The following is a 25,456-nucleotide window of genomic DNA, read 5'->3' on the forward strand; positions in this document are numbered from 1 at the left end:
TGCCGCCAGTGCAGCGGGTCGTTGCCCTGGCTCAACGCGAAGTAGACCTGCTCGCCGTCGGGCGTGCCTTCGCCGGTGAAGTAGGCGAACAGGTACCCGGCGTATCCCGGCGGACGGGCGCTCGCCGGGCCGGCCGGCGCCACCAGCGCCCCCGCGATCAGCAGTACCGAGACGACGATCGGAACCCGCGCATTCGTTCCCTCCTCCGTCTTTGCCGAGCGACGGGGATGTTAGCGCTCACACTCCGCGAGCGGAAGAGCACTCCCGGCATCCGGGCGGGCCGCCCGGCCCGCGCCCTTCGGAACCCGGCAGCCGGGCGGTGTCCGTGGCTTCGGCTATGATCGGCCGCGCCCACCGTCCACTGAGTACAGACCCGACCTGCGGAAACGAGCCCGCCTCCCTCATGAACGCCCTGTTTCTCGCGATCGCCGCCGCCATCCTGGTCCGCTCGCTGGCGGCCGCGCGCCTGGACCGGTGGAACCTCGGTGCCCCGGTGGTCCTCGTGCTCGCCGGCGTCGTCGTCGGCGTCCTCAACGAGGACTCGATCAACGCCGTGCTGAACACCCAGGCGGTGCAGCAGGTCGCGGAGATCATCCTCGCCGTGCTGCTGTTCACCGACGCCACCGAGGTGCGCGGCGGGCGGCTCTGGGGCAGCGCGCCGTGGTCGGTCGCCCGGGTGCTGCTGCTGGCCCTCCCGCTGAGCCTCGCGCTCGCGATGGCGTTCGGCTGGGTCCTGTTCCCCGGCTTCTCCTGGCCGGTGCTGCTGCTGATCGCCGGCGTCGTCATGCCGATCGACTTCGCCCCCGCCGAGCGGCTGGTCCGCGACCGCGGAGTACCGATGCACGCCCGCAACGTGCTCAACGTCGAGAGCGGCTACAACGACGGAATCGTCTCCCCGATCTTCCTCTTCGCCCTGATCCTCGCGGGCGACCACGACCAGCAGCGGACCCCGCTGGAGGCGCTGGGCACCGTGGTGCCGTTCGCGCTCAAGGCCCTCGTCGCCGGCGTGGTGCTCGGGACGCTGCTGGCGGTGCTCATGGACCAGGCGCACCGGCTCGGCTGGATGACCGACCAGGCCGCGCGCGTCGTCGTCATGCTGGCCCCGCTGCTGACCTACACGGCGACCGTCGCCGTCGACGGCAACGGGTTCGTCGCCTCCTTCGTCTGCGGGACCGCCTTCCGGTACGTCCACCGGCAGCTGAAGGCCCGCCGGCTCCGCCGTGCTCCGGGGGCGCGGGGCACCGACAGCGCCCACTCCCTCACCAAGGACTTCCAGCTGCTGGAGGACCTCACCTCGGTGCTGACCATGACCATGTGGTTCATGGTGGGCGTCGCGGCGGTGCTGGTGGTCGTCGTCGGCGTGTCCTGGCAGGTCGTGCTGTTCTGCGCGGCCGCGCTCACCGTGCTCCGGCTCGCACCGGTGTTCCTTTCGCTGCTCGGCTCGAAGTTCCCCGCCCGCGAGCGCCTGCTCCTCGGCGCGCTCGGGCCGCGCGGCACGACGACGATCGTGTTCGGGCTCCTGGCCTTCAACCGGCTCCCGGACGGCGGCACGGCCGACACGATCCTGACCATCACGGTGGTCTGCGTCCTCGGCAGCGTGCTGCTGCACGGCGTCGGCGCCCGGCCGGTGACCCGGCTCCTGCTGCGCCGCGACAAGGCCGCCACGGCCGCCACGTGACCGGCCGGCACCCGCCCGTCACCGGGGGCGGGCCGGCCGCTTGCCCATCGGCGCCGTCCGGGCTCGCGGCCGGCGCGGCTCCGACGCGGTGAGCGAGCCGGACCCGGGCCGGCCGCCGGCTCGCCGGAGGCCGGCGTTCGATGTGCCGGCCGCGGCCGGATGACCTCGGTCCGGACCTCCTCCCCGCCCGCCCCACGCCGCGCTGAACGGCTCGGTCACCTCGCCCGGGCGAGCTTGCGCCGGGTGGCGGCCGCCGCGGCGAGGCCGTGGAGGACCGTCCGGGTGGTGGGGATGTCGATGCAGGCGTCGGTGATCGACTGGCCGTACGTCAGCGGGCGGCCCGGCTCGAGGTTCTGGCGGCCGGCGCGGAGGTTGGACTCGAGCATGACCCCGACGATGCCGTGCCGTCCGCTCTCGACCTGGGCGGCGATCTCGGCCGCGACGGCGGGCTGGCGGTGGTGGTCCTTGCCGCTGTTGTCGTGGCTGGCGTCGATCACCACCCGGCCGGGCAGGCCCGCCGCCGCCAGCGCCGTCAGTGCCTTGTGGACGGACGCGGAGTCGTGGTTGGGCGCGGTGTCGCCGCCGCGCAGGACCACGTGGCAGTCCGGGTTGCCCGCCGTGTGCAGGATGGCCGGCACGCCACCGGGGTCGACGCCGGGGACGACGTGGCGGGCCGCGGCGGCCCGGATCGCGTCGATGGCGACGGTGATGTCGCCGTCGCGGCGGTTCTTGAAGCCGACGGGCATGGACAGGCCGCTGGCGAGCATGCGGTGGTTCTGGCTTTCCACCGTGCGGGCGCCGATGGCACCCCACGAGACCGTGTCCGCGAAGTACGCGGGAATGGTGGTGTCCAGCCATTCGCAGGCGGCGGGCAGGCCCTGTTCGGCGAGCTCCAGCAGGAGGTGCCGGGCGGTGCGCAGCCCCTGGTTGACGTCGCCGGTGCCGTCGAGGTGCGGGTCGTTGATGAGCCCCTTCCAGCCGCCGATCGTCCGGGGTTTCTCGAAGTACACGCGCATCACGACCAGCAGGTCGTCGGCGACCTCGCCGGCCATCGCGGCGAGGTGGCCGGCGTAGTCGAGCGCCGCGGCGGGGTCGTGGATCGAGCACGGCCCGGTGATCACCAGGAGCCGGTCGTCCGTGCCGTCGAGGACGCCGACGACGGTCTCGCGGCCCTTGCGCACCGTCTCGGCCGCGGTGGCGCTGAGCGGCAGTTCGTGGTGCAGCAGGGCCGGGGTGACCAGGGGGACGATCCGGTCGATGCGCTGGTTGTCGAGGTCGATCGTGGCGACGGTGTGGGTCATCGCGACCACACCCGGCGCCCGGCCGCTCCCCTTCGGGCCGTCACAGCGAATTCCGTCACCGACATTTCCGCACCATCCCTCACTCGAAACCGACAGCCGTTCAACTCGGCCGGTACTCCCCGGTCCAGACCGGATCCCGCTTCGCGGCGAAGGCCCGGGGACCCTCGACCGCGTCCTCGCTCCGCCGGCGGCGTTCTTCCCAGACGTAGGAAGCGGTGAACGCGTCCTCCAGCGGGACGTCCAGCGACCGCAGGGCGGCCTCCTTGATCGCGCGGACGGACAGCGGAGCGGCGCGCACCAGGCTGTCCGTCCACTCGGCGACGCACCGGTCCAGTTCCTCCGCCGGCACGACCTCGTTCACCAGCCCGTACTTCAGCGCCGTCGCCGCGTCCATCCGGCGCCCGGTCAGCAGATAGCCCATCGCCACCTTCTGCGGCAGCTGCCGCGGCAGCCGGAACACCCCGCCCGCCCCGGGAATCAGGCCGAGCCGGACCTCCGGCAGCGCGAACACCGCGTCGGCGGAGGCGATGACGATGTCGCACGCGAGCACCAGCTCGAAACCGCCGCCCAGCGCGTAGCCGTGCACCCGGGCGAGGACCGGCTTGGACAGGGTGAACCGGTCGGTCAGCCGGGGATGCCCCGGCTGACCGCGGCTGCCGAACGTCGTCGCCGCCGCGCCCGCCGCGTTCAGCGACGCGCGTTCCTTGAGGTCCTGGCCGACGGAGAACGCGCGGGTCCCCGCGCCGGTCAGCACCACCACCCGGACTTCGTCGTCGGCCTCGGCGTCGTCCCAGACGCCGGCGAGCTCTTCGTGCATCCGCCGGTCCATGGCGTTGAGCACGTCGGGCCGGTCCAGCGTCACGTACGCGACGTGGTCCTTCTTCTCGTACCGGACCCGGTCGCCGATCATGCCGAGCCCGCCGCGAACCGGCCGACCTTGCCGATCACGTCTTCGCCGTAGATCCGCAGCGCCTGCTGCAGGGCGAACTCGGCCAGGTACCGGCGGAACTCCTCCGGTGGTTCCTCGGCGAGGTTCAGCATGCGCCGGTTGGCCAGCACCGCCTCCCCGTCCAGGCGGGCCAGCGCGGCGTCGATCGCCGCGTCCAGCTCCCCGGGCGGGACGACCTCGTCGACGATCGACCGGGCGTCGGGCTCGTCCGCCCGGATCCGGCGGCCACCGAGGATCACCTGCCGGGCCACGCGGGGCCCGGTGAACCGGGACAGCCGGAAGTTCGACGCGCCGGGGATGATCCCCTCCTTCGCCGCGGGCAGGCTGAAGTAGGCGTCCGACGCGGCCAGCACGTGGTCGAAGACGAGCAGGAGCTGCGCCCCGCCGCCGATGGCGAAGGAGTCGACGGCCGCGATCCAGGGTTTCTCGATCGTCCGCGAGTGCCACGAACCGTCGGTGACCACGCCGCGGACGATCTTGTGGAGGTACCCCAGTTCCCGCCGCAGCAGGAAGTCGACCAGCGGGATGCCGCCCGAGCTGAGCTTCTTGAGGTTGATGCCCGCGCAGAAGACCCGGCGTCCCCGGTAGCGGGGATGGCTCATTTCGCCGCCGCGCAGCAGCGCCACCCGGACGGCCGGGTCGAGCAGGGCCAGGTCGACCGCGGTCTCCATGTCGTCGACCTGCTGGGCGTCCTCGGCGTTGAGGCAGTCGTCCCGGCAGAGGGTCAGGTACGCGACGCCGTCCCGGCGTTCCAGCCGGACCGCCTCCATCTGCACCACACCGGACTCGGTGAACGCCGGGAGCAGCTTCAGCGCCCGGGGGGTCGGCTGGAGCATGGCGTCGAGCAGGTGCGGACCGGCCCGGTCCGCCCGCAGGATCCCGCGCAGGAAGATGCCCTGGTCGATCTCCCGCCCTTCCTTCTCCGCCTGCGGCCGCGCGCGCTCGGCGGCCATCTGCTCGTCCGTGGGCACGAGGCCGGGAAAGGCCCGGGCGGCGGCCCGGACGAGCTCGTCGATGCGCAGGGACCGGGCCCGGCGGCCGGTGAGCTCGTCGTAGATCGCTTCGGCGTGCGCTGCCACGTAGTCCGCGCGCATCGCCCGGATCCCGTCCAGCGCCGAAGCCGCAGCCTCGCGCTGCCCGGGAGTCCGGGCGGACGGCGACGGCAGCCCGGCGAGCAGGTCGTCGACGCGCTGAGCGGCCTCCGCCAGTGCCTCGCGGCCGAGCAGCGGCTGGGTCGCGAAATCCGTTGTCACGATACGCCTTCCCGGCGCAGGGCCCGGTCCGCCGCGGCCAGGTGGGCACCGAGCGCGTCTTCGAAAGCGGTCGAGCCGGCTTCGAAGACCAGCTGACGGCGGATCGCCAGCTCCTTGCCGTCCACGGCGCCGGCCGTCCGGGCGAGCTTCGCCAGCGCCGCCGCCGGGTCGTCGGAGACCTCGTCGAGCAGGTTCAGGGCCAGCGCGCGCTCGGTCTCGATCGGGGCGCCGAGCAGCACCGCCCGCCGGATGCCGGCCGCCCCGGCCTGCCGGGTGAGCCGGTGCACGGTCATCCCGGGCCAGGGCGCGCCGCCGGCCCCGGCCAGCAGCAGCCGGGTGCCCGGGGCGGCGATCCGGACGTCGGCCGCGAGGAGGACGTCCAGCGCCGTCCCGGCGCAGTCGCCCGCCGCCACCGCGACCGTGAGCCTGCCGAGCCGCTCGAACCGGCGCACCGCCCGTTCCCACTTGGAGACGAGGCCGACCGTCACCCCCGCCGCCCAGCCGGCGGGCGGGGCACCCGTGACGTGGACGGTGACCGGCCCGGGTTCGCGGTGGTCTTCCGCGAAGTCGCAGAGGGCGGACAGTTCCTCGACCGACGCGGCCGACAGGGGCCGTGCGCCGTCGAGCCGCAGCACCAGTTCACCGTTCACCATTGGATCAACGCCATTTCGATGGTGGAGCCGGGCCCCATGGTCATGAGTACGCCGTAGTCCCCGGGCCGGGTCACGCCTTCTTCGGCGAGCCGCTCGTAGGAGAAGAGGAAGGAGCCGCTGGAAAGGTTCCCGTAGTCGCGGAGAACGCCGGTGGTGTGGCGGACGTCGTGGCGGCTCAGGCCGAGGTTGACGACGACGGAGTCGATGACCTTCTTGCCGCCGGAGTGCACCAGCCAGTGGCCGATGTCGCTGCGCCGCAGGCCCGTCCCGGACAGCAGCCGGTCGACGACGATCTCCGCGTGCGCGCCGACCACGTAGGGGATCTGCGGGTCGAGGAAGAAGCTGAACCGGTCCTGGTCACGGTCCCAGTCGTAGCGCATCGCCTCGACGGCGTCGGTGATGATGTAGCTCGCGAACTTCAGGATCCGCGGGCCGGGCACGCGCCCGTCACCGGAAACCACGGCGAGAGCGGCGGATCCGTCGCCGAACAGGCTGTTGACCACCGCGGTCCGCATGGTGCCGTCCAGGGCGTAGGCCGCGGAACACGCTTCGCTGCACAGGACGATCCCGAGCTCACCCGGGTGGGCGGCGGACCAGCCGGCGACGACGTTGAGCGCGTTCAGGCCGGCGTTGCACCCCATGCCCACGATGTCCGCACGGCTGCAGTGCGGGTCGATGCCCAGCTCGCGGATGACCAGCGCGCTCAGGCCGGGGGTCAGGAAACCGGTCGAGGTGACGCAGCACAGGTGACGCAGGTCCGAAAGCGTCGCTCCCGCCGACTTCAGGCAGGCCTCCAGGGCCCGGCACCCCATGTCGACCGCGATCTCCTTGTGCTTGTCGAGAAGGTCGCCCTGCGGTTCGGACACGCGTCCCCCGCCGGGACGCTCCGGCGGAAGGGTGAGAAAACGCCGGTCGATGGCACTGTTCAGGAAAACCGAGCGAATTCGGGGATCCTCGACGTCGAGGATTTCCAGCAGCTCGGTCTGGGAGTAGGAGGTGGCGGACACGGCGGTCCCCACACCGGCGACCCTGGTGATCTCGGTGAGCCCGGTGAGAACGGAAAGGTCCTCGGCCGGTTCGGCGGCGATCGTCATCGGTACATCCACCCCCAGGTTCTGAGCTTGCTCCGAAGCAGCTGCTTGACCTGTGAAACGGCCATGATCTCACCTTTCGCGAATGCGGAGAGGGCATTTCCGAAAATAGGCGCGGCCGATCAGGGCGGTCAAGATCGTCCAATGCGGAAACCCGCGCCGGGGGACGGAAAACAGTCATGGGCACCCCGGCCGCCGACGGCTACTGTTGGCGCATGCGCCTGCTATTCACGGCCCTCGGCGGCTACGGACATTGCTTTCCCCTCATCCCGCTCGCCGTCGCCGCGCGCGACGCCGGGCACGAAGTCGGCTTCGCGACCACCGACGAATTCCTGCCGGCCGTCGAGAAAGCCGGAATCACCGGTATCCCGGCCGGAATCACCCCTCAGGAAGCGTTCATGGCGGAGGTGAAGGGACTCGACGGGGACCCGAGGCGGCTTCCGCCGGAAGAACTGTACAAGATCCTCGGCCGGGTGTTCGGCGCGGTCCTGCCCCGCGCTTTCGCCGGAGACATCGAGCCGGTCCTGGCCGGGCGGCGCCCGGACCTGGTGGTCTACGAGGCGATGAACGCGGGTGCGGCCTACGCCGCCAAGCGCGCCGGGATTCCGTGTTTCAGCCACACTTTCGGCCGGGTGGCGGAGTACGACGCCGGCGAGGAGATCCGCGAGCGGATCCGGGCGACCTCCGCCGAATTCGGTGTCGAGGGCGAACTGGAGACCGGGTTCGGCGACCCGGTCCTCGACATCTGCCCCGAGTCGGTGCAGTCGCGGGAGTTCCTCGCCGCGGCGAAGCGGATCCCGGTGCGGCCGGTCGGCTGGAGTGTGCCGGGTGACCTGCCCGCCGGGATCGAAGGCCGCGACCGCGACCGTCCGCTCGCCTACCTGACGCTGGGCACCCAGTACGGGAACACCGACGTGCTCGCCGAGGCGATCACCGGCCTGGCCGCGCTCGACCTCGACGTGCTGGTCGCCACCGGCCCGGTCATCGGCGTCGAGCTGCTGGGCGAGGTGCCGCCGAACGTGCGGCTCGAGGCGTGGGTCCCGCAGAGCGAACTGCTGCCGCACGTGGACCTCGTCGTACACCACGGCGGGAGCGGGACGACGCTGGGCGCGTTCGGCGCCGGGCTGCCGCAGCTGGTCCTGCCGCAGGGCGCCGACCAGCTCGCCAACGCCCGGGCGGCGGTCGAGGCCGGTGTCGCCGCCCAGCTCACCGGCGACGGCTTCACGGCCGAGGCCGTCACGGAGCAGGCCCGCGCCCTGCTGGCGGACACCGCCGTGCGGGACGCCGCCCGCGCTCTCGCGGAAGAGGTCGCCGCCATGCCCGCTCCGGCCGAGGTCGCCGCCGCACTGCCCGGCCGCGTCTGACCGGACGAACGGCCGCGCGGCCGCTCGCCCCTCCGGGGAGGCGGCCGCGCGGCTCGTTTTTCAGGCGGAGACGGAGACTTCCGTCAGCCGCCGCTCGATCTCCAGGCTGGTCGCGTAGTCCGGCAGGAGACCCTGCTGCCGCGCCTCGGCGAGGGTGATGGCCGCCCGGTCCCGGTCGGAGAGGATCGGTTCGACGCCGGCGTCGACGGGCAGTTCCAGCGCGGGATCCAGGGCCGAGATGGCGAGCTCGTCCTGCGGGACGTAACGCCCGGACAGCATGTACGACATGACGGTGTCGTCCTCGAGCGCCACGAACGCGTGCCCCACCCCGACGGGGAAGTACATCGCCCGGTGGTCCTGCTGGTCCATCAGGACCGCGTCCCACTTGCCGAACGTGGGCGAGCCGACCCGGATGTCGAGCACGATGTCCAGTGCCTTGCCGCGGGCGCAGTAGACGTACTTCGCGATGCCCGGCGGCGTCACGGTGTAGTGGACGCCCCGCACCACGCCACGCTTGGACATGCTGTGGTTCGTCTGTGCCACCCGGAAAAGGGGACTGCCGTGCGCTTCGACGAAGGCCTCTTCCTGGAAGGGCGAGATGAACAGGCCCCGGTCGTCGGGGAAGACGCGGGGGGTGAACTCGATCGCGCCTTCGACGGCGAGTTTGCGTGCTTGCACGGCTGCTCCTGGGATCGGCGTGGTCAGAGGGTGGTCAGTACTTCGCGGACGGCGTGGATGACCTTGTCCTGCAGGTCGGCCGAAAGCGCGGGGTACATCGGCAGGGAGAAGATCTCGCCGGCCAGCTTCTCGGTCACCGGCAGCGATCCGGTCGCGTAGCCGAGGTGGGCGAACCCGGTCATCGTGTGCACCGGCCACGGGTAGCTGATGTTCAGGTGGATGTCGTACGCCTTGAGCCGCTCGAGGATGTCGTCGCGACGCGGGTGGCGCACGACGTACACGTAGTACACGTGCTCGTTGCCGGGAACCGTCCGCGGCAGCTTCAGCTCGGTGTCGCCGAGCCCGTCGGCATAGCGCTCGGCGACGGCCCGGCGGCCGGCGATGTAGGTGTCGAGCCGCTTGAGCTTGCGCCGCAGGATCTCGGCCTGGACCTCGTCCAGCCGGCTGTTGTGGGCGGGCGTTTCCAGCGTGTAGTACTGCTTGTCCATACCGTAGTACCGCAGCCGACGCAGCCGCCGGTCCACGGCTTCGTCGGAGGTGATGGTCGCGCCGCCGTCGCCGTACGCGCCGAGCACCTTGGTCGGGTAGAAGGAGAACGCGGCCGCGTCACCGGTCGAGCCCGCGACCGTGCCGTGCTGCCGGGCGCCGTGCGCCTGGGCGCAGTCCTCCAAAATGGACAGTCCGTGCTTCGCGGCGAGTTCCTTCAGCGGTGCCATGTCGACGCACTGCCCGTACAGGTGCACGGGCAGCAGGCACTTCGTGCGCCCGGTGATCGCGGCCTCGACCTGACCGGTGTCCATCAGGAAGTCGTCCTCGCGGACGTCGACGAAGACCGGGGTGGCGCCGGTGCCGTCGATGGCGACCACGGTCGGGGCGGCGGTGTTGGACACCGTGATCACCTCGTCGCCCGGCCCGACGCCCAGTGCCTGCAGGCCGAGCTTGATCGCGTTCGTCCCGTTGTCGACCCCGACGCAGTGCCCGACCCCGTGGTACGCGGCGAATTCCGCCTCGAAGCCGGCCACGCTCGCGCCGAGCACGAGCTGCCCCGAGTCGAAGACCGTCTCGACCGCGTCCAGCAGGTCGAGCCGTTCGTTCCGGTATTCGGCCTGGTAGTCCCATACGCGCGTGGTCATGGACGAGCCTTTCCGTGAGCTGGGGCCGGCAAAGCGGCGACAGTGCGGCGCACTCCTTCGGACAGCGAAATCTCCGGGCGCCAGCCGGTGATCGTCCGGAACGGTGTGGAATCGATGGTGACACTCCGGAAGTCCGTCTCGGGCGCGTGCGACGGCGGTTCCACGCACGTCACCTCGACCGGGTTCCGTCCGGTGTGCGCGGCCACTTCCCGGGCCAGCAGCCGGAAAACGTCGCCGAGCTGGTCGCCGCGGCCGGCGCCGAGCAGCCAGTGGCCGCCCACCAGGGAGTCCGGGCCGGCCAGCGCGGCCGTGAACGCTTTCGCGATGTCCTCGACGTGGACGAGGTCCCGGCGCACGGTGCCGTCGCCCCAGATGGTGAGCGCCTGGCCTTCGAGTGCCCGCCGCGCCATGGCGGAAACGACACCGCGGTCCTGGTTCGCCCCGTCCGCCGCGCTCTCCCCGAACACCGTGGGCAGCCGCAGGCTGATGCCGCGCACCTGCCCGTTGGCCGTGGCTTTCTTGAGGATCTGCTCCGCCGCCAGCTTCTGCTTGTCGTACGGCGTCGCCGGGTGGTCGGGCTCGCTCCCGTCGAGCGGCTCCCGCGGGGGGACACCGACCTGCGAAGCGGCGCCGCCGTACACCACCAGCGGCGATGTCCCGCCGGAGCGGCCGGCGATGTCGACGAGGTCCCGCATCACGCCCACGTTGACGCGTTCGGCTTCGTCCGTCTCGGCCGCGCGCCAGCCGCCGTCCGCCAGGAGCAGGTACACGATCGCGTCCGAGCCCGCCACCGCGTCGGCGAGCGCGGCCCGGTCGGTGAGATCGGCGGCGACGACGGTGGTTTCGGCCCGCCCGGGCGCGGGCGTGAACCTCCGGCGCGCCACGGCCCGCAGCCGGATCGGCTGCCGCGCCAAAGCGCGCGTGACAGCCGAGCCCACGAAGCCCGAAGCGCCGAGGACGGTGATCAGCTTCATGTCATGCACCTCCTCGAGATCGGGCCGTCGAGGCGTTGAGGCAGGCGAGAAGCGTGCGGGCCTCGACGTTGACGTAGTGCCCGTGCCGGGTGAGCGTGGTGAGCTGGGCCGGGGTGACCCAGGCGTAGCCGGGTGGCGGATCGACGGTCTCGTCCGCGTCGACCGCGAGATACCGCGCCCGGACGTCGAGGAAGCGACCGCCCTCTTCGGAATGGATCGCCTCGTACCGGATCCGCGACCGCGGAGCGCCGAGGACGGCGTCCAGGAAGGGCGGACGGTCCTGGGCGGGCAGGTGCGCGTAGTTGCGGGGCGTGCACTGGACGGTCGGCGCCAGCTCGACGGTGTCCAGGAAACCGCCGTCGGCGCGGGCGTGCACCAGGACGTGCGGCACGCCGTCGATCTCGCGCACGAGGAACGCGACGACACCCGTCCCGACGGATTCGAGCAGCGGCTGGGTCCAGCTGATCCGCTCGCGGTTGCTGCCCTTCACGGCGACCGCGAGGACCTTGAAGTACCGGCCGTCCTCGTGCTCGATCGCTTCGACGCCCTGCTTCCAGCCGCACACCTCCTTGAGCGGGATGCGCTGGGCGCGCACGTCGTGGCGGGACCGCTCGTTCGTGAACCACGACAGGAGCTGCACGTCGGACCACAGCGCGCCGGGAGCCGGGTCGTGGTAGGGCAGGCACGACAGCACGCTCCTGGCGTTCATGTTGATCGTCTCGTCCTCGTGCATCAGCTCCGCGATCTGGCCGAGGGTGAGCCAGCAGAAGTCGGCCGGCACCGCCACGTCGTCGACGGTCTCGACGATCATGTTGCGGTTGGACTTGCGGAAGAACCACGAGCCCTGTTCCGCCTGCAGGACGTCGACGATGACGTGTTCGGGGTCGGGCGGGGCGAAGTACTCGATCAGCTTGACGTTCGTGCCGCCGTGCGCCTTGGTGTAGTTGCTGCGCGTGGCCTGCACGGTCGGGGAAAGCTGCACCAGGTTGGGGTTCCCCGGCTCCATCTTGGCCTGCATCAGGAAGTGCAGGACCCCGCCGAACTCCTTGGCCAGGATGCCGAGGATCCCCACCTCCGGCTGCTTGATCACCGGCTGCTGCCACTCGCGGTAGGGGCCGTCACCGTGCGGGCCGTCGTGCTCGACGACGTGCAGGCCCTCGATGGCGAAGAACCGTCCGCTGTCGTGCACGAGGTTGCCGGTCGCGCCCTCGAACGACCACTGGTCCAGGTCCGCGAACGGGATGCGCTCGACGCGGAACACGTTGGCCTCACGGCGTTCGGCGATCCAGGCGCGGACGTCCTCGGTCCGCAGGTGCGCCCCCTCGGGGGTGGCGGCCGACAAGGCGATGCGGTCCAGGTGGCCGTGGTCGTGGCGGGTCCGCACCGCGACCGGTCGAACAAGGTAGGGCAGCATCGATGGGCTCCTCGTCATGGCCGTCCCGCGGTGAAAGGTAGCCGCGGGGATTCCCGGCGGTCCAGGTCGTCCAGTTCCTCCGTGCACACCGGGAAATCCGGCTGATGGCGCGCGTCGCAAGTTGTTCGTCGCGCGGGCCGGTGCGCCCCAATGTGGCGTTCGGTGCGTCCAGCGCACCCAATGTGGCGTTCGGTGCGTCCAGCGCACCCAATGTGGCGTTCGGTGCATCCAACGCACCCAATGTGGCGTTCGGTGCGTTGGACGCAACCAACGCCACATTGGGGCGCTTTGAGCCGAGCCGCTGTCAACGCACCTCGGACGCGCGCCACTAGCGGCTCCGCTGCCGCGGGCTCGCCTCCGGGGGCGCGGTCCAGGCCCGGTGCTCGCTCTCCCGGACCTCTTCTTCGGCGGTCTGCTCCACCCGGGACATCGCGAACCGCAGGATCGGCGCCGCCATCAGCGAAGTGACGATCGCGACGAGGATGATGATCGTGTAGACCTCCACGCTGAGGATGCCCAGCCGCAGGCCGACCATGGCCACCACGACCTGGATGACTCCGCGCGCGTTCAGCCCGGCGCCGAGCGCCAGCCCTTCCCATTTGTTCAGGCCGCTCAGCCGCGCGCCGGCGAACGCGCCGAGGAACTTGCCCGCGATGGCCAGGGCGAGCACCACCAGCCCGGTGAGCAGGACCACCGGGTGGGTCAGCGCGGTGAGGTCCATCCGCAACCCGGCCGTGGCGAAGAAGAGGGGGGCGAGTCCCGACAGGACGACCGTGCGCAGGGGAGCGAGCTTGGCCGGATCCACCTTGCCCGCCGTCCCGAGCAGGATGCCGCAGAGGAAGGCTCCGAAGACCGCCTCCAAGCCGAGAGCCTGCGTACCGGCCGCGGCGAGGAAGATCAGGACCACGGCGGTGGCGACGGTGAGTCCGGGGCCGTCGGACCTGGCCGCGACGCGGAGCACGCCCCGGGCCAGCGGGCGCCCGAGGGTGCAGCAGAAGGCGATGATGGCGGCCAGGTAGGCCAGCGAGGTGAGCACGGTGCCGGCGGAGACCGCGTTGACCGCCATCGCGCTGACGACGGACAGCATGAACCAGCCGAACACGTCGTCGACCATCCCGGCGGTGAGCGTGAGCTGCCCGATGTTGCGGTGCAGCAGTTTCATGTCGATGAGCGTCTTGGCGATGACCGGGATGGCGCTGACGCACAGGGCCACGCCCAGGAACATCGCGAAGACGGTGACGTCGGTGCCCTCCGGGACGAGCACCTTCGGCAGCACGTACCCCGCGCCGATCCCCAGCCCGAGCGGGAGGAGCAGGCCGCCGAGGCTGACCCCGGCCGCCGTGAGGCCGCGCTTGCGGGCCAGCCCCATGTCCATCTGTACGCCGGTGAGACCGACCAGCAGCAGGACGCCGACCTGGCCGACGGCGTCGAGCAGGTGGTACTGCTCGGCGGCGGCCGGGAACAGCCACCCGTGCAGGCCCGGTGCGGCCCAGCCGAGGAACGAAGGACCGAGCACCACCCCGACGAACAGCTCGCCGACGACCGCGGGCATCCCGAAGCGGCCGGCCAGCCTGCCGAGCACCACGGCGAGCAGGAGCAGCAGGCCGACCTGCAGCAGGAAGATCAGGAGACTGTGCGCGGCGATCGGCGCGACCGGCGCGGCGAGGTGGTGCAGCATTCTTCTCCTTCGAGGAAACGTCTTACGAGGGGCAGGGAAGATCAGCCGTACCGGGGGACCCGCGTGCCCAGCCGGCGGGCCGCGCTCACCGAGTCGCAGCCCGCCAGGCCCAGCGCGTTCCGGAGTTCGGCGGCGAGCAGGTCGAACACCCGCGCCACGCCCTCCTGGCCCGCCGCGGCCAGTCCCCACATCACGGGCCGCCCGACCAGCACGCCCGACGCACCGAGCGCGGCCGCCTTGAGGATGTCCCCGCCGGTCCGGATCCCGCCGTCCAGCAGCACTTCGCAGCGGCCGGAGACCTCATCGGCGATTTCGGCCAGCACCTCGATCCCCGGCACGGCGCCGTCCAACTGACGACCTCCGTGGTTGGACACCACGATCCCGTCGGCCCCGGCCTCGACCCCGCGGCGGGCGTCCTCGGCGGCGAGGACGCCCTTGAGCACCACCGGCAGGTCCGTGTGCGCGCGGACCGTCTCGACCGATTCCCAGGTGGCCGGGGCGAACTCGCGCGCGGTGTGGTCGGCCACGGCCGAAGTGCCGCTGGTGCGGCGGTGGGCGGCCGCGCCCGCGTCGAAGTTGGCCGCGGTCACCGATTCCGGCAGCGCGAAGCCGTTGCGCATGTCCCGCCACCGGCGTCCCATCCACGGCACGTCGACGGTGAACACGATCGCCTCGCACCCGGCGTCCTCCGCGCGGCGCACGAGCTCCAGCGACCGCTTTTCCTCACGCAGCCAGTACAGCTGGAACCAGGGCCGGCCGCCGACGGCCGCGACCTCCTCGAGCGGAACGCTGCTCAAGGTGCAGATGGTGTACGGCACGCCGGCGTCCCGGGCGGCGCGGGCCGCCGCGAGCTCGCCCTCGGGGTGGAACAGCCGCTGGTACGCCACCGGCGCGACCGCAACCGGCAGCGCGGCGGGCCGGCCCAGCAGCTCGGCCTCGGTGGTGCTGCCGGCCAGGTCGCACAGCATCCGGGGGACCACGAAGATCCGCTCGAGTGCGGTGCGGTTGGCCGCCAGCGACGCCTCGGCGCCGCTGCCCCCGGCGAGGAAGTCCCAGATCTCGCCGGGGAGAACGCCGCGCGCGGCGCGTTCGAGGTCGGCCAGGCAGACGGGCGTCATCGCCGGACGGCGCCGATTTCGCTCTGCCCGGTGCGCTCCAGCTCCACGGCCTCGTACAGGGCCTTGATGTTGGCGCTGCCGAAGGTCCCGGCGCCCTGCCGCTCGATGATCTCGAAGAAGATGGTGTGCCGCGGGTGGGTGGACGCGGCGAAGATCTGGAACAGCTGGCCGCCGTGGTCCTCGTCGGCGAGCACGTTCGTCGACCGGAGGTCGTCCAGCGAGTGCGTCTGCAGCTCGATGCGTTCGCCGAGCATGTCGTAGTAGGTGCCCGGAGTCTTCAGGAACTCCACGCCACGCCGGGACAGCGCCCGGACCGCGCCGACCGCGTCGTCGGCGTTGAAGGCGATGTGCTGCACGCCCGCGCCCTGGTGGGCCTTCAGGAACTCGTCGATCTGACCGGGGTCGGCGTTGCTGTCCGGCTCGATCAGGGTGAGGGTGACTTCGCCGGAGGCGCTCTGCACCACGGTGGAGTTCATCGCCTGCCGGCCGACCACGATGTGCTCCTCGAAGATCTGCCGGAACCCGAAGGCCCGCTCGTAGAACGCCACCGTCGGGCCGAGGTCACCCGAGTTCAGGCAGACGGCGAAGTGGTCGAGCCCGAGCAGCTCCACGTCTCCCCCGCTCCGGCCGGTGACCTCCGGCGCGGCGGCTTCGCCGCTCTGAACCAGGGTGTGCACGACGTCGCCGAACCCGCCGATGGTGGCCGTGACGATCGAGCCGCCGTCGAGCCGCACCGGCTCGCGCACGGCGGCCGCCCCGCCGCGCACCGCGGCCTCGAAAGCGGCGGTCACGTCCGGCGTGCGCAGCGCGATGTCGGCCACCCCGTCGCCGTGCGTCTGGAGGTAGGAGGCCGCCGGGTGCCGGTCCGACGTCGGTTCGGTGAGCACCAGCTTGATCGGCCCCTGCCGCAGCGTGACGCTCCGGTGGTCCGCGCCCCGGCTGGTACCGGCGACGGCGAAGGCGTACTTCTCCACCCAGGTGAACGTGGCCGCCTCGAGGTTTTCCACATACATTTCGACGTAGTCGATCTCGAAATTCTGGACAGTCGACTCGGAAGTCAAGACATTCCTCCGTTAAATAGCAGTAACGCTCATTCCCAGGATGGCTCCAAGACCATTGCGCATCAACGGTGTCCGGTTGACACCCACCGCTAAGTCCACAGTGGACACGACGGTCAGCGCGCGGTGAACCGCACCGGGAGTTCCCGGTACCCCTGCACGACGATCGCCCGCAGCCATTCCGGCTCCCGGTCCAGGTCCACCCGGGACACCCGCTCGGCCAGCACCCGCAGCACGACCGACAGCTCGATCCGCGCGAGCGCGGACCCGAGGCAGTGGTGCATGCCGTGCCCGAAGGTGATGTGCCGGTTGGGTTTCCGCCCGGGCCGGAACGTGTCGGGGTCGTCGAACTCGGCGGGATCCCGGTTCGCGGCGGGCAGCCACGCCACCACCGGGGTGCCGGGTGGCAGGTCACGGCCGTTGATCGTGACGTCGGCGGTCGTCACCCGCAGCACGTGCATCGCGGGCGAGGTCCAGCGCAGCACTTCTTCCACGACGGTGTCGACGTCCGCGCTCCCGTCCCGCAGCGCGGCCGGCAGGCCGGGCACCGTCGCCAGCGCGTGCACCGCGCCGGTGATCGCGTGCCGCGTGGTCTCGTTGCCGCCGATCAGCACGTTGTCGCAGTTGAGCAGGACGTCGTCGACCGTGAGCTCGTCGTCGGTCACCAGGGTGCTGACGAGGTCGTCGCCGGGTTCCTTGCGGCGCGCGGTGATCAGCTCGTCGAAGTAGACGAGGATCTCGGTGTGCGCCTGCCGCGGCGTCATCCCGTCGAACAGCTCGTCCTCGCCGCCGAAGGCGTGGTTGGTCAGGTCGATGAGCATGTCCTCGTCCTCGGCGGGCACGCCGAGGATCTCGCACACCACCGCGGCGGGAATGCGGGGACCGATCGCCGTGGCGACGTCGCACACGCCGCCGTCGAGCGCCTGGTCCAGCAGGCCGCCGACCTCGGTCCGCACGCGCTCGGCCAGCCTGCGCGCGGCTGCCCGGGACAGCAGCGGCCCGACGAGCTTGCGCAGCTTGCGGTGCTGCTCGTGGTCGGAGACCACCATCATCCGGCCGCCGGAGTTGTCCGGGTGCTCGCGGTCGAACCCGATCATCATCCCGTACTCGGAGGTGAGCGGCGCCGAAGGTGCGAGGACCGCGGCGCACGCCCGGTGCGAGAACACCGACCAGAAGCCGCCGGGGGAACTGCCCGGTTCGCTCCACACCATCGCGTCTTCCGCCGCGAGCTCGCGCCAGCGGGCGTGCCGCTCCAGGGTCGTGTACAGGTCGGGGTTGCCGAGGTCGACGGTGTTCGTCGTCTGCATGAAAGGTCTCCAGGTCACGTCAGGGCGGCGTCGAGCACCTTGGCGAGCTCGGCCACGGTCGGCGCGTCGAAGAAGGCCTGCACCCGCAGCCGGACCCGCAGGCTTTCGCGGATGCGGGACACCAGCCGGGTGGCGAGCAGCGAGTGGCCGCCGACGTCGAAGAAGCTGTCCTCCACGCCGACGCTGCTGACCCCGAGCACTTCGGCGAACAACGCGGCCAGGTGGACTTCCGTGGGCGTGCTCGGCGGCCGCCCCGAGGCCGCGCGCCCGGCGTCCTCGCGTTCGGGAGCCGGCAGCGCGGCCCGGTCGACCTTGCCGTTCGGCGTGGTCGGCAGGTGCGGCAGGCTGACGACCACGTCGGGGACCAGGTAGCCGGGCAGCTGCTTCCGCAGCGGCGGCAGCAGGTCTTCGGCGGTCACCCGCGCGCCCCCGGCACCGACCACGTAGGCCACGAGCCGGTTGTCGTGCTCGGTCACCACCGCCTGGGCCACCCCGTCCACCGCGAGCAGCGCGGACTCGACCTCGGCCGGCTCGATCCGGTGACCACGCACCTTCAGCTGGTCGTCGGCCCGGCCGACGAAGACGAGCTGGCCGTCCGGACGGGCCCGCACCCGGTCACCGGTGCGGTACATGCGTTCCCCCGGACCGGCGAACGGGTCCGGCAGGAACCGCTCGGCGGTCGCGGCCGGCCGGTGCAGGTAGCCGCGGGCGAGACCGGGGCCGGTCATGTACAGCTCGCCCACGGTCCCGTCCGGCACGGGGGCCAGCCGGTCGTCCAGGACGTAGGTGTGGACACCGGTGATCGGCCTGCCGATCGGCGGCGTGCCGTCACCGGTCAGCGGGTCGCTCGCGGTCACCGCGACCGTGGCCTCGGTCGGGCCGTACGCGTTGATCATGACGCGGCCGGCGGACCAGCGCTTCGCGACCGGCGCCGGGCACGCTTCGCCCGCGACCAGCAGGGTCAGCCCCGCGGGCAGGCCGCCCGCTTCCTCCAGCGGCGCCAGGGCGGACGGCGGCAGCGTCACGTGGGTGATGCGCTGGTCCCGGACCAGCCGGGCGAGCGGCTCGCCGGGGATCAGGTCCGGCGCGGGCGCCAGCACCAGGCACGCGCCGGCCAGCCAGATCGGCCAGAACTCGGCGACCGCGGCGTCGAAACTGGGGGACGCGAAAGCCAGCAACCGGCTGTCCGGCAACAGGTTCTGGCGGTGCACGTAGTCGGCGGCCAGGTTCGGGATCCCCCGGTGCGTGACCACCACGCCTTTGGGCTGCCCGGTCGAGCCGGAGGTGAAGATGACGTACGCGGGGTGGCTGGGCAGCAGCGGGCCGAGCCGGTCGGCGTCGTCCAGGTCCGGCTCGGGCGGGCCGGCCTCCTCCAGCGTCACGCTCAGCACGACGGGAGCGCCGTCGACGTCCTGCCCGGGCAGGCACAGCAGGCACTGCGCCGCCGCGGTGGCCAGCATGTGCCGCCGGCGTTCCTCCGGGTAGTCGGGGTCGATCGGGACGTACGCGCCACCGGCCTTGTGCACGGCCAGCATCGCGACGGCGAACTCGATCGACCGCGGCATCGCCAGGGCGACCAGCCGCTCCGGGCCCACGCCGTGCGCCACCAGCCGGCGCGCGAGCCGGTTGGCTCGGGTGTTCAGCTCGGCGTAGGTCAGCGTGGTGGTCCCCATCGCCACGGCCGGCCGGTCCGGCACCGCGGCGGCGGCCGCCTCGAACAGGGCCGGTGCCGTGGACGGGGGCACGATCGCGCCGGTCATGCGGTCTCCTCGGAATTCTCGGGGGGTCAGGGGGCGAGGCCCGGTGTCACGCTTGCCGTTCCGCGCGGGTCCGGGTGACGGAGGCCCCGGTCGTCACGGCGCCGAAGTCCATGCGGAGGAAGTGGATCAGCTCGCGGTTCACCGCTTCCGGCTTCTCCAGGTAGCCGAAGTGCCCGCACCCCGGGATCGTGCGGTGCGTGGCGCCGGGGATCACCTCGGCCAGCTCGGCTCCGGCGGACGGCGGCGCCACGAGGTCGTGCTCGAACGAAATGACGTGGCAGGGCACCTTGATCCCCCGGTAGGCCTCGCGGCGGTCGGGCAGCGCGCTCAGCAGCAACTGCGCCCGGACGCCCGGTCCCCCGTCGTCCGACGCCGCGAGCAGGTCGAGCCAGTCGGCGGCGAGATCGTCGTCGGCGAGGGTGGCCGGCCCCAGGTTGTGCATCGCGCGCACGGCGGCGCGGTAACCCGGCGGCAGCTCGGTCCCCCGTTCGATCAGCTCCGCCTCGGCTTCGGCGAGCACCCGCTGGACGAGACTGCTCCGGCCGCAGGCCGCCATCAGCACGACCGCGTCCAGCAACCGGGGGTGCGCCAGCGCCAGCTCCTGCGCGATGTAGGCGCCCATCGACGTGCCGACCACCCGGCACGGGGTCGCGTCGAGGTAGTCGAGCAGGGCGGCCACGTCCGCGACGAGGTCGTCGACGGTGAACCCGGCCGCACCTTCGTCGCTCGGCGGGATCCCCCGGTTGTCCATGGTGATCACCCGGAATCCCGCGGCGCGCAGCGCGGGGACCTGGTGCAGGTCCCACACCGAGCTCGGTGCCCCGGTGCCGGTCAGCAACAGGACCGGCGGGCCGTCGCCCTGATCGTGGTAGGACAACCGGATCCCGTCCTCGGTCGTCATCAGCATGCTGCTCCTCCCCCGTGGTGATATCGGAGGTCATCCACGCCGGTGACCGTACCGGCAAAGATCGAGTAATCGGAGTGGCCGGAAATGGACATGGCCGGAAATAGGCGAAAAGACCGGCGTCCACGGCTTTCGCTTGACACTCCGACGACGTATGGAAATCCTAGTATTCATGAATTCATACGGTCTGTCCACTCAATTGAGCATGGAAACGCTGCACGGGTCGCTCAACGATCCGGCCATCTCGTCGATGAACCTGCTGAACGAGCTGATCGACGAATACCCTGTGGCCATTTCCATGGCGGCAGGCCGGCCGTACGAAGAGTTTTTCGACATCCGGCTCATCCACGCCTACATCGACGCCTACTGCGACCACCTCCGCCGCGACCGGAAGCTCGACGAAGCGGGCGTCACCCGCACGCTCTTCCAATACGGCACCACGAAAGGCGTCATCGCCGACCTCATCGCCCGCAACCTCGCCGAGGACGAAAACATCGACGCCACCCCGGAATCGGTGGTGGTCACCGTGGGCGCGCAGGAGGCGATGTTCCTGGTGCTGCGCACGCTGCGGGCGGCCGAGCACGACGTGCTGCTCGCACCGGCCCCGACCTACGTCGGCCTGACCGGGGCGGCACTGCTCACCGACACGCCGGTCTGGCCGGTGCGGTCGACCGAGAACGGCATCGACCCCGACGACCTGGTCCTGCAGCTGAAGCGGGCCGACGAGCAGGGCAAGCGGGTCCGGGCCTGTTACGTGACACCGAACTTCGCCAACCCCACCGGCACGAGCATGGACCTGCCCGCCCGGCACCGCCTCCTCGAAGTCGCCGAGGCCAACGGGATTCTGCTCCTGGAGGACAACGCCTACGGGCTGTTCGGAGCCGAGCGCCTGCCGACGCTCAAGGCCCTCGACCGGTCGGGGACCGTGGTCTACATCGGATCCTTCGCCAAGACCGGCATGCCCGGCGCCCGGGTCGGCTACACCGTGGCGGACCAGCGGATGGCCGACGGCGGCCTGCTCGCCGACCAGCTCTCCAAGCTCAAGGGCATGCTCACGGTGAACACCTCGCCGATCGCCCAGGCGGTGATCGCCGGGAAGCTGCTCCTCAACGACTTCAGCCTGACCAAGGCGAACGCCCGCGAGATCGCGGTCTACCAGCGCAACCTGCGGCTCGTGCTGGGCGAGCTCGAGCGACGGCTCGGCGGCCGCGCCGGGGTCCGCTGGAACACACCGACCGGCGGGTTCTTCGTCACCGTCACCGTGCCGTTCACCGTCGACGACGACCTGCTGGCCGTCGCCGCCCGCGACCACGGCGTGCTGTTCACCCCGATGCACCACTTCTTCGGCGGCAAGGGCGGCTTCAACCAGCTGCGGCTGTCGATCAGCCTGCTCACCCCGGAACTGATCGAAGAGGGCATCGCCCGGCTCGCCGCGCTCATCACCGCCCGCCTGCCCTGACCGCGGCGAGGGGCGGGGCACTCGGCCCCGCCCCTCGCGCCGGGTTCCGCTAGCGATCGCCGCTCGGTGCCGCGACCAGCAGCACGTCCTGGTGGCGCCCCCCGCCGAACACGAGGGGGACCCGTTCGAGCACGTCGAACCCGGCTTCCCCGAGCTCGCGCCCGACCTGGTCGGCGTCGACGAAACTGATGCGGCTCGTGCAGACGACGAAGGGGTCCGCCGTTTCGTCGGCGGGGCAAATGGTGACTTCGCGGGCTCGCTCCGCCGGAACCAGCCTGGCGTGCAGCACGTACCGCCTGCCGCTTCCCCCGGGGATCTCCTGGGAGCGCTCCAGCGTGTCCGGCTTGCCGGTGTCCTTCTCCGGCACGCCGAGCAGGAACTTCCCGCCGGGCTCGAGGTGTTCGCGGACCGACGCGTACAGACCGGACCGCTGGGCCTCGCTCAGGAGGTTGATCGAGCCCGGGCTGATGACGACCGCGCCGAAGCGCCTGTCCAGCTCGAAGGCGCTCATGTCCCCTTGGACGACGGTGCAGCGGTCCCGCAGCGCCGCCGGCACGTCCGCCAGCCGTTCCCGGAGGATGGCGAGCATCGCGCCCGACAGTTCGAGGGCGGTGATCTCCCGGCCGAGGTCCAGGAGCGGAACGGTCAGCCGGCCCGTTCCGGCCGCGAGCTCCAGCACCGGCCCGGCCGTCCCCCGGACGCGGCCGGCGTACTCCGCCGCTTCCCACGAGTCCTCGTGCAGGATGTCGCGGTAGATGTCCGCGGCGGCTTCGTCGTAGAAGTCGCACAGAATGCCCCGCTCCCCCACCGAGGCCAGCAGGACGTCCGCGCGAGCGGTCCGCACCGGTGCACTCACCATTCGATCACTCATGCGGCCAGAATACGGTCGTGAATTTGTCTCCGGCAGAATCCGGGAATGGACGACGCCGGGTATTCCACCCGTTTTCCGGCAGGGCCGAGCCCGGGAACCGGGTCGTTCCCGGGCTCGGCCCGCCGGCGGAATCCCGCCGCTCAGCCGCCTCCGCCGTCACCCGGCTTTCCCCCGCCCGGTCCGCCCGGCCCGGCCGGCCCGGTCGGCATCCGGCCCGCTCCCGGCCCGGCCGGAATCTTGCCCGACTCCGGCCCGGCATTGGCGTCGTAGGACGCGCCGGCGTAGTCGGGGTCGAGCACGGAAATCGCATAGGTGGCGGGTGCGGCCAGCACGGCCGCGACACCGGCGACGAGCGCGGCCGAAACCACCGCGGTGGACCGGACCACCCGCGCGAGCACGAGGACGACGACGGCGACCACGCCGAGCGCGAGCGCGCCCCACCTCGCCCACGGCAGAAAACCGGGGTAGTGCGACCAAAGCCAAGCGGCCCATGCCGTTTCGGCCGCGACCACGGCCGGCAGGATCCACGCCCGGCCGCCACCACGCCGGTACGCCCGCCAGAACATCACGATGCCCAGCCCGGAAAGCGCGGCGACCGGCGGCGCGAGCGAGCCCACATAGGCCGTGTGCGGGACCGCGGCCACGGTGAAGGTCAGGCCCAGGGTCACCAGCCAGACACCCCACATCACCAGCCCGCCGCGCAGCGGATCGGTGCGCTCGGCCCGGCGCCGCCACCAGAGCCCGCACAGCAGGGCCAGGATCGTGAGCGGGTACAGCCAGGCGATCGCGACGCCGAGGCTGCCGTCGAACAGTTTGCCCGCGCCGGTGGGGTTCTCCCTGCTCGCCGCCTTCGTCGGGTCGTCCCACGGGTTTCCCCTGATGGTGGGGCGGATGTCCAGCAGCTCGGGCGGGGCCTTCGGATCGATCTGCGCGCCGTCGTTGGTGAACTCCTTGGCGCCCGGCAGGTCGATGCCCACGCGCGAGAGACCGTTGTACCCGAACACCATGGCGGCGGCGCTGCCGTTCGTGGTGCCGGCGACGTAGGGCCGGGAACCGTCCGGGGTGAGGGTGTAGAGCGCGATCCACGACAGCGACACCGCCAGCGTCACCACCCCGGCGATCCCCAGGTGCTGCAGCCGGCGGCGCGTTTCGACCGGCGCGGTCAGCAGGTAGCCCACCGCGAGCGCGGGCAGGATCGTCCACGCCTGCAGCATCTTGGCCTGGAACCCGATCCCGACCCAGACTCCGGCCCACACCAGCGACCGCAGCCGCCCTTCCAGAACCGCACGCTGGTAGGCGTCGACGGCCAGCACCAGGCACATGACCAGTGCGCCGTCCTCCATGCTGTGCCCGAACATCGACGCCGCCACCGGGGTGAGGGTGAAGATGCCCGCGGCGAGCAGGCCGGGCACCACGCCCGCCCACCGCCGCACGACCCGGTACATCACCAGCACGGAAACCACGCCCTCGATCACCTGCGGCAGCGCCAGCGACCAAGGGTGGTAGCCGAAGATCCTGGCCGAGATGGCCTGGGGTGCGAACGACCCGGCGAGCTTGTCCAGCGCGTAGGTCCCCTGCGCGTCGACGGTGCCGTAGAAGAACGCTTTCCAGCTCTCGGACATGCTCTTGGCGACGTTCGAATACATCGGCGCGAAGTCGACCGAAGCCAGGTTCCACGCGTAAAGCACCGCCGCCACGAAGGCGATGCCCAGCAACGCCGGCCGCGCCCACCGCGGCTGACCGGACGGCGAACGCCACACCGCCCAGCGGGGGGAACCGCCGCCGGGCACGGGATCCTGGCGTGGTGGCAGCGGATCGATGAGAGTTGCGGACACTCCTGTACCTCCGGGCGTGAGAGCGGGTCGACGGCGAATCGGGGCGAGTTGCGGACGCTCAGCCGTTGCCTTCGCGAGCCAGGACCGGCCAGGTCGTTTCCCCGTATCCGCCGTCCGGCGAGTTCTTGCGGCCGTGTTCTTCCAGCTGGGCGAACAGGTCCTTGCCCGGCCCGTCGAGCATCAGCAGCTGGGATGTGTAGTGCTTGAGCGCCTGGAACTTCAGCGTCATCGCTTCCGCGGTGACGGAACCGGATTCGGGAGCGCCGGCGCGGAAACCCTCCGGCAGTTCGACGACACCCGAGATGAAGGTCGCGTGCGGGAGGTCTTCCCACAGGCGCAGGGGAATGTCCTTCTCACGCGCGACGAGCAGTGCGGCGTCCCGCGTGATCTCGTTGTCGATGTGGTTGCTGATCGCCGCGCACGTGACGATCAGCGTCGGGCCGAACTCGTCGACGACGGCTTCGATCTCCGCCTTGACCTCGGCGAACAGTTCGCTGTCCGATTCCGAAGACCGGATGCGCAGCTTCTGCCGTCCCGCCACGTTTTCCGCCAGCCACTGGCCATCCGCCGACCGGCGGTAGATGGAATCCAGGAACCGGCCGTGCCGGTGGCCCACCCCCAGGTGACCGAGCGCGGCGATGTCTTCTTTCCGGCGGTACAGCGACGCGTCCTGATCCGGTGTGAGGCCCCAGAGGCCGTGCAATCGCGTCGCCGCCGAAGAATAGGGCGGCGACGCGGTACCGGCGAACACCGTGAAAACGGTCACCTGCGCGCCGTCCTGCTTCGCCTGGGCGAGACCGGCTCCGAAGGAAAGGACCGCGTCGTTCAAATGGGGGGAAATCACCAGTAGCCGGGCCTGGCCGGATTCTTGGACCATGGTGATGAGTCTGGTGACCGCATTGCCCCATCACAACAGGGGATTCTGGACGGACTCACGCTCGCCCCGGACGCGCGCCGCGGCGCCGCACGGCGGATTCC

General features: G+C 71.5%; 21 protein-coding genes. 3 read left to right on the forward strand and 18 right to left on the reverse strand.

Annotated features, from left to right (window positions below; all coding sequences use genetic code 11):
* Positions 1-403: 403 nt before the first annotated feature.
* Positions 404-1,678 (forward strand): cation:proton antiporter, encoded by a 1,275-nt coding sequence (locus AB0G28_RS35725; protein ID WP_361099675.1) that lies wholly within the window; start codon positions 404-406, stop codon positions 1,676-1,678.
* A 215-nt stretch (positions 1,679-1,893) separates the two neighbouring features.
* Here AB0G28_RS35725 and AB0G28_RS35730 read toward each other — a convergent pair whose 3' ends face one another.
* The 5 genes from AB0G28_RS35730 to dpgA form a co-directional block, all read right to left on the reverse strand.
* Positions 1,894-2,979 carry a 3-deoxy-7-phosphoheptulonate synthase gene (locus tag AB0G28_RS35730; protein ID WP_361099678.1) on the reverse strand — a complete coding sequence of 362 codons (1,086 nt, stop codon included), beginning with the start codon at positions 2,977-2,979 and terminating at the stop codon, positions 1,894-1,896.
* 100 nt (positions 2,980-3,079) lie between these two features.
* Positions 3,080-3,889, reverse strand: coding sequence for an enoyl-CoA-hydratase DpgD (gene dpgD, locus AB0G28_RS35735; protein ID WP_361099681.1), 810 nt, complete (start codon positions 3,887-3,889; stop codon positions 3,080-3,082).
* Positions 3,886-5,181, reverse strand: a complete 1,296-nt coding sequence (gene dpgC, locus AB0G28_RS35740; RefSeq protein WP_361099684.1) for a (3,5-dihydroxyphenyl)acetyl-CoA 1,2-dioxygenase DpgC — start codon at positions 5,179-5,181, stop codon at positions 3,886-3,888. The genes dpgD and dpgC overlap by 4 nt, the downstream gene beginning before the upstream one ends.
* Positions 5,178-5,834 (reverse strand): enoyl-CoA-hydratase DpgB, encoded by a 657-nt coding sequence (gene dpgB, locus AB0G28_RS35745; RefSeq protein WP_361099687.1) that lies wholly within the window; start codon positions 5,832-5,834, stop codon positions 5,178-5,180. The genes dpgC and dpgB overlap by 4 nt, the downstream gene beginning before the upstream one ends.
* Entirely contained in the window at positions 5,828-6,928 is a 1,101-nt protein-coding gene (gene dpgA / locus AB0G28_RS35750) for a 3,5-dihydroxyphenylacetyl-CoA synthase DpgA (RefSeq protein WP_361099690.1), read from the reverse strand. The genes dpgB and dpgA overlap by 7 nt, the downstream gene beginning before the upstream one ends.
* Before the next feature lie 212 nt (positions 6,929-7,140).
* On the opposite strand from dpgA, the gene AB0G28_RS35755 reads away from it, so the two are divergent.
* Entirely contained in the window at positions 7,141-8,289 is a 1,149-nt protein-coding gene (locus AB0G28_RS35755; RefSeq protein WP_361099693.1) for a glycosyltransferase, read from the forward strand.
* 60 nt (positions 8,290-8,349) lie between these two features.
* Here the strand turns inward: AB0G28_RS35755 and AB0G28_RS35760 are convergent, their stop codons facing one another.
* The 10 genes from AB0G28_RS35760 to AB0G28_RS35805 all read right to left on the reverse strand — a co-directional run bounded on the left by AB0G28_RS35760 (position 8,350) and on the right by AB0G28_RS35805 (position 20,316).
* The gene (locus AB0G28_RS35760) at positions 8,350-8,967 is read right to left on the reverse strand and encodes a dTDP-4-dehydrorhamnose 3,5-epimerase family protein (protein ID WP_361099696.1); all 618 of its coding nucleotides are present in this window, start codon (positions 8,965-8,967) and stop codon (positions 8,350-8,352) included.
* Between the two features lie 23 nt (positions 8,968-8,990).
* Positions 8,991-10,100, reverse strand: coding sequence for a DegT/DnrJ/EryC1/StrS family aminotransferase (locus AB0G28_RS35765; protein ID WP_361099698.1), 1,110 nt, complete (start codon positions 10,098-10,100; stop codon positions 8,991-8,993).
* Positions 10,097-11,074, reverse strand: coding sequence for an NAD-dependent epimerase/dehydratase (locus AB0G28_RS35770; RefSeq protein WP_361099701.1), 978 nt, complete (start codon positions 11,072-11,074; stop codon positions 10,097-10,099). Before AB0G28_RS35770 ends, AB0G28_RS35765 begins: the two co-directional genes overlap by 4 nt.
* A gap of 1 nt (position 11,075) precedes the next feature.
* The gene (locus tag AB0G28_RS35775; RefSeq protein ID WP_361099703.1) at positions 11,076-12,488 is read right to left on the reverse strand and encodes an NDP-hexose 2,3-dehydratase family protein; all 1,413 of its coding nucleotides are present in this window, start codon (positions 12,486-12,488) and stop codon (positions 11,076-11,078) included.
* A gap of 328 nt (positions 12,489-12,816) precedes the next feature.
* Positions 12,817-14,166, reverse strand: a complete 1,350-nt coding sequence (locus AB0G28_RS35780) for a cation:proton antiporter (protein ID WP_361099706.1) — start codon at positions 14,164-14,166, stop codon at positions 12,817-12,819.
* A 41-nt stretch (positions 14,167-14,207) separates the two neighbouring features.
* Positions 14,208-15,284 (reverse strand): alpha-hydroxy acid oxidase, encoded by a 1,077-nt coding sequence (locus AB0G28_RS35785; RefSeq protein WP_361099709.1) that lies wholly within the window; start codon positions 15,282-15,284, stop codon positions 14,208-14,210.
* Positions 15,281-16,345 (reverse strand): 4-hydroxyphenylpyruvate dioxygenase, encoded by a 1,065-nt coding sequence (gene hppD / locus AB0G28_RS35790; protein WP_361099712.1) that lies wholly within the window; start codon positions 16,343-16,345, stop codon positions 15,281-15,283. The genes AB0G28_RS35785 and hppD overlap by 4 nt, the downstream gene beginning before the upstream one ends.
* A gap of 113 nt (positions 16,346-16,458) precedes the next feature.
* Positions 16,459-17,649, reverse strand: a complete 1,191-nt coding sequence (locus AB0G28_RS35795; protein WP_361099715.1) for a cytochrome P450 — start codon at positions 17,647-17,649, stop codon at positions 16,459-16,461.
* Between the two features lie 14 nt (positions 17,650-17,663).
* On the reverse strand, positions 17,664-19,409 hold the full coding sequence (locus AB0G28_RS35800) for an amino acid adenylation domain-containing protein (RefSeq protein ID WP_361099718.1): 1,746 nt from the start codon (positions 19,407-19,409) through the stop codon (positions 17,664-17,666).
* A 46-nt stretch (positions 19,410-19,455) separates the two neighbouring features.
* Complete coding sequence (locus AB0G28_RS35805) at positions 19,456-20,316, reverse strand: alpha/beta hydrolase (RefSeq protein ID WP_361099721.1); 861 nt, start codon at positions 20,314-20,316, stop codon at positions 19,456-19,458.
* 169 nt (positions 20,317-20,485) lie between these two features.
* Between AB0G28_RS35805 and AB0G28_RS35810 the strand changes: the two genes are divergently transcribed.
* Positions 20,486-21,772 carry a PLP-dependent aminotransferase family protein gene (locus AB0G28_RS35810; protein WP_361099724.1) on the forward strand — a complete coding sequence of 429 codons (1,287 nt, stop codon included), beginning with the start codon at positions 20,486-20,488 and terminating at the stop codon, positions 21,770-21,772.
* 49 nt (positions 21,773-21,821) lie between these two features.
* On the opposite strand, the gene mpaM is transcribed toward AB0G28_RS35810, so the two are convergent.
* The 3 genes from mpaM to AB0G28_RS35825 all read right to left on the reverse strand — a co-directional run bounded on the left by mpaM (position 21,822) and on the right by AB0G28_RS35825 (position 25,355).
* Positions 21,822-22,643, reverse strand: a complete 822-nt coding sequence (gene mpaM, locus AB0G28_RS35815) for a daptide-type RiPP biosynthesis methyltransferase (RefSeq protein WP_361099727.1) — start codon at positions 22,641-22,643, stop codon at positions 21,822-21,824.
* A gap of 140 nt (positions 22,644-22,783) precedes the next feature.
* Entirely contained in the window at positions 22,784-24,478 is a 1,695-nt protein-coding gene (locus tag AB0G28_RS35820; RefSeq protein WP_361099729.1) for a glycosyltransferase family 39 protein, read from the reverse strand.
* A 58-nt stretch (positions 24,479-24,536) separates the two neighbouring features.
* Positions 24,537-25,355, reverse strand: a complete 819-nt coding sequence (locus AB0G28_RS35825) for a PIG-L family deacetylase (RefSeq protein WP_361099732.1) — start codon at positions 25,353-25,355, stop codon at positions 24,537-24,539.
* Positions 25,356-25,456: the final 101 nt, after the last annotated feature.

It is taken from the genome of Amycolatopsis sp. NPDC021455 (genome assembly GCF_040640995.1).
In the GTDB taxonomy this organism is placed as follows: Bacteria; Actinomycetota; Actinomycetes; order Mycobacteriales; family Pseudonocardiaceae; genus Amycolatopsis.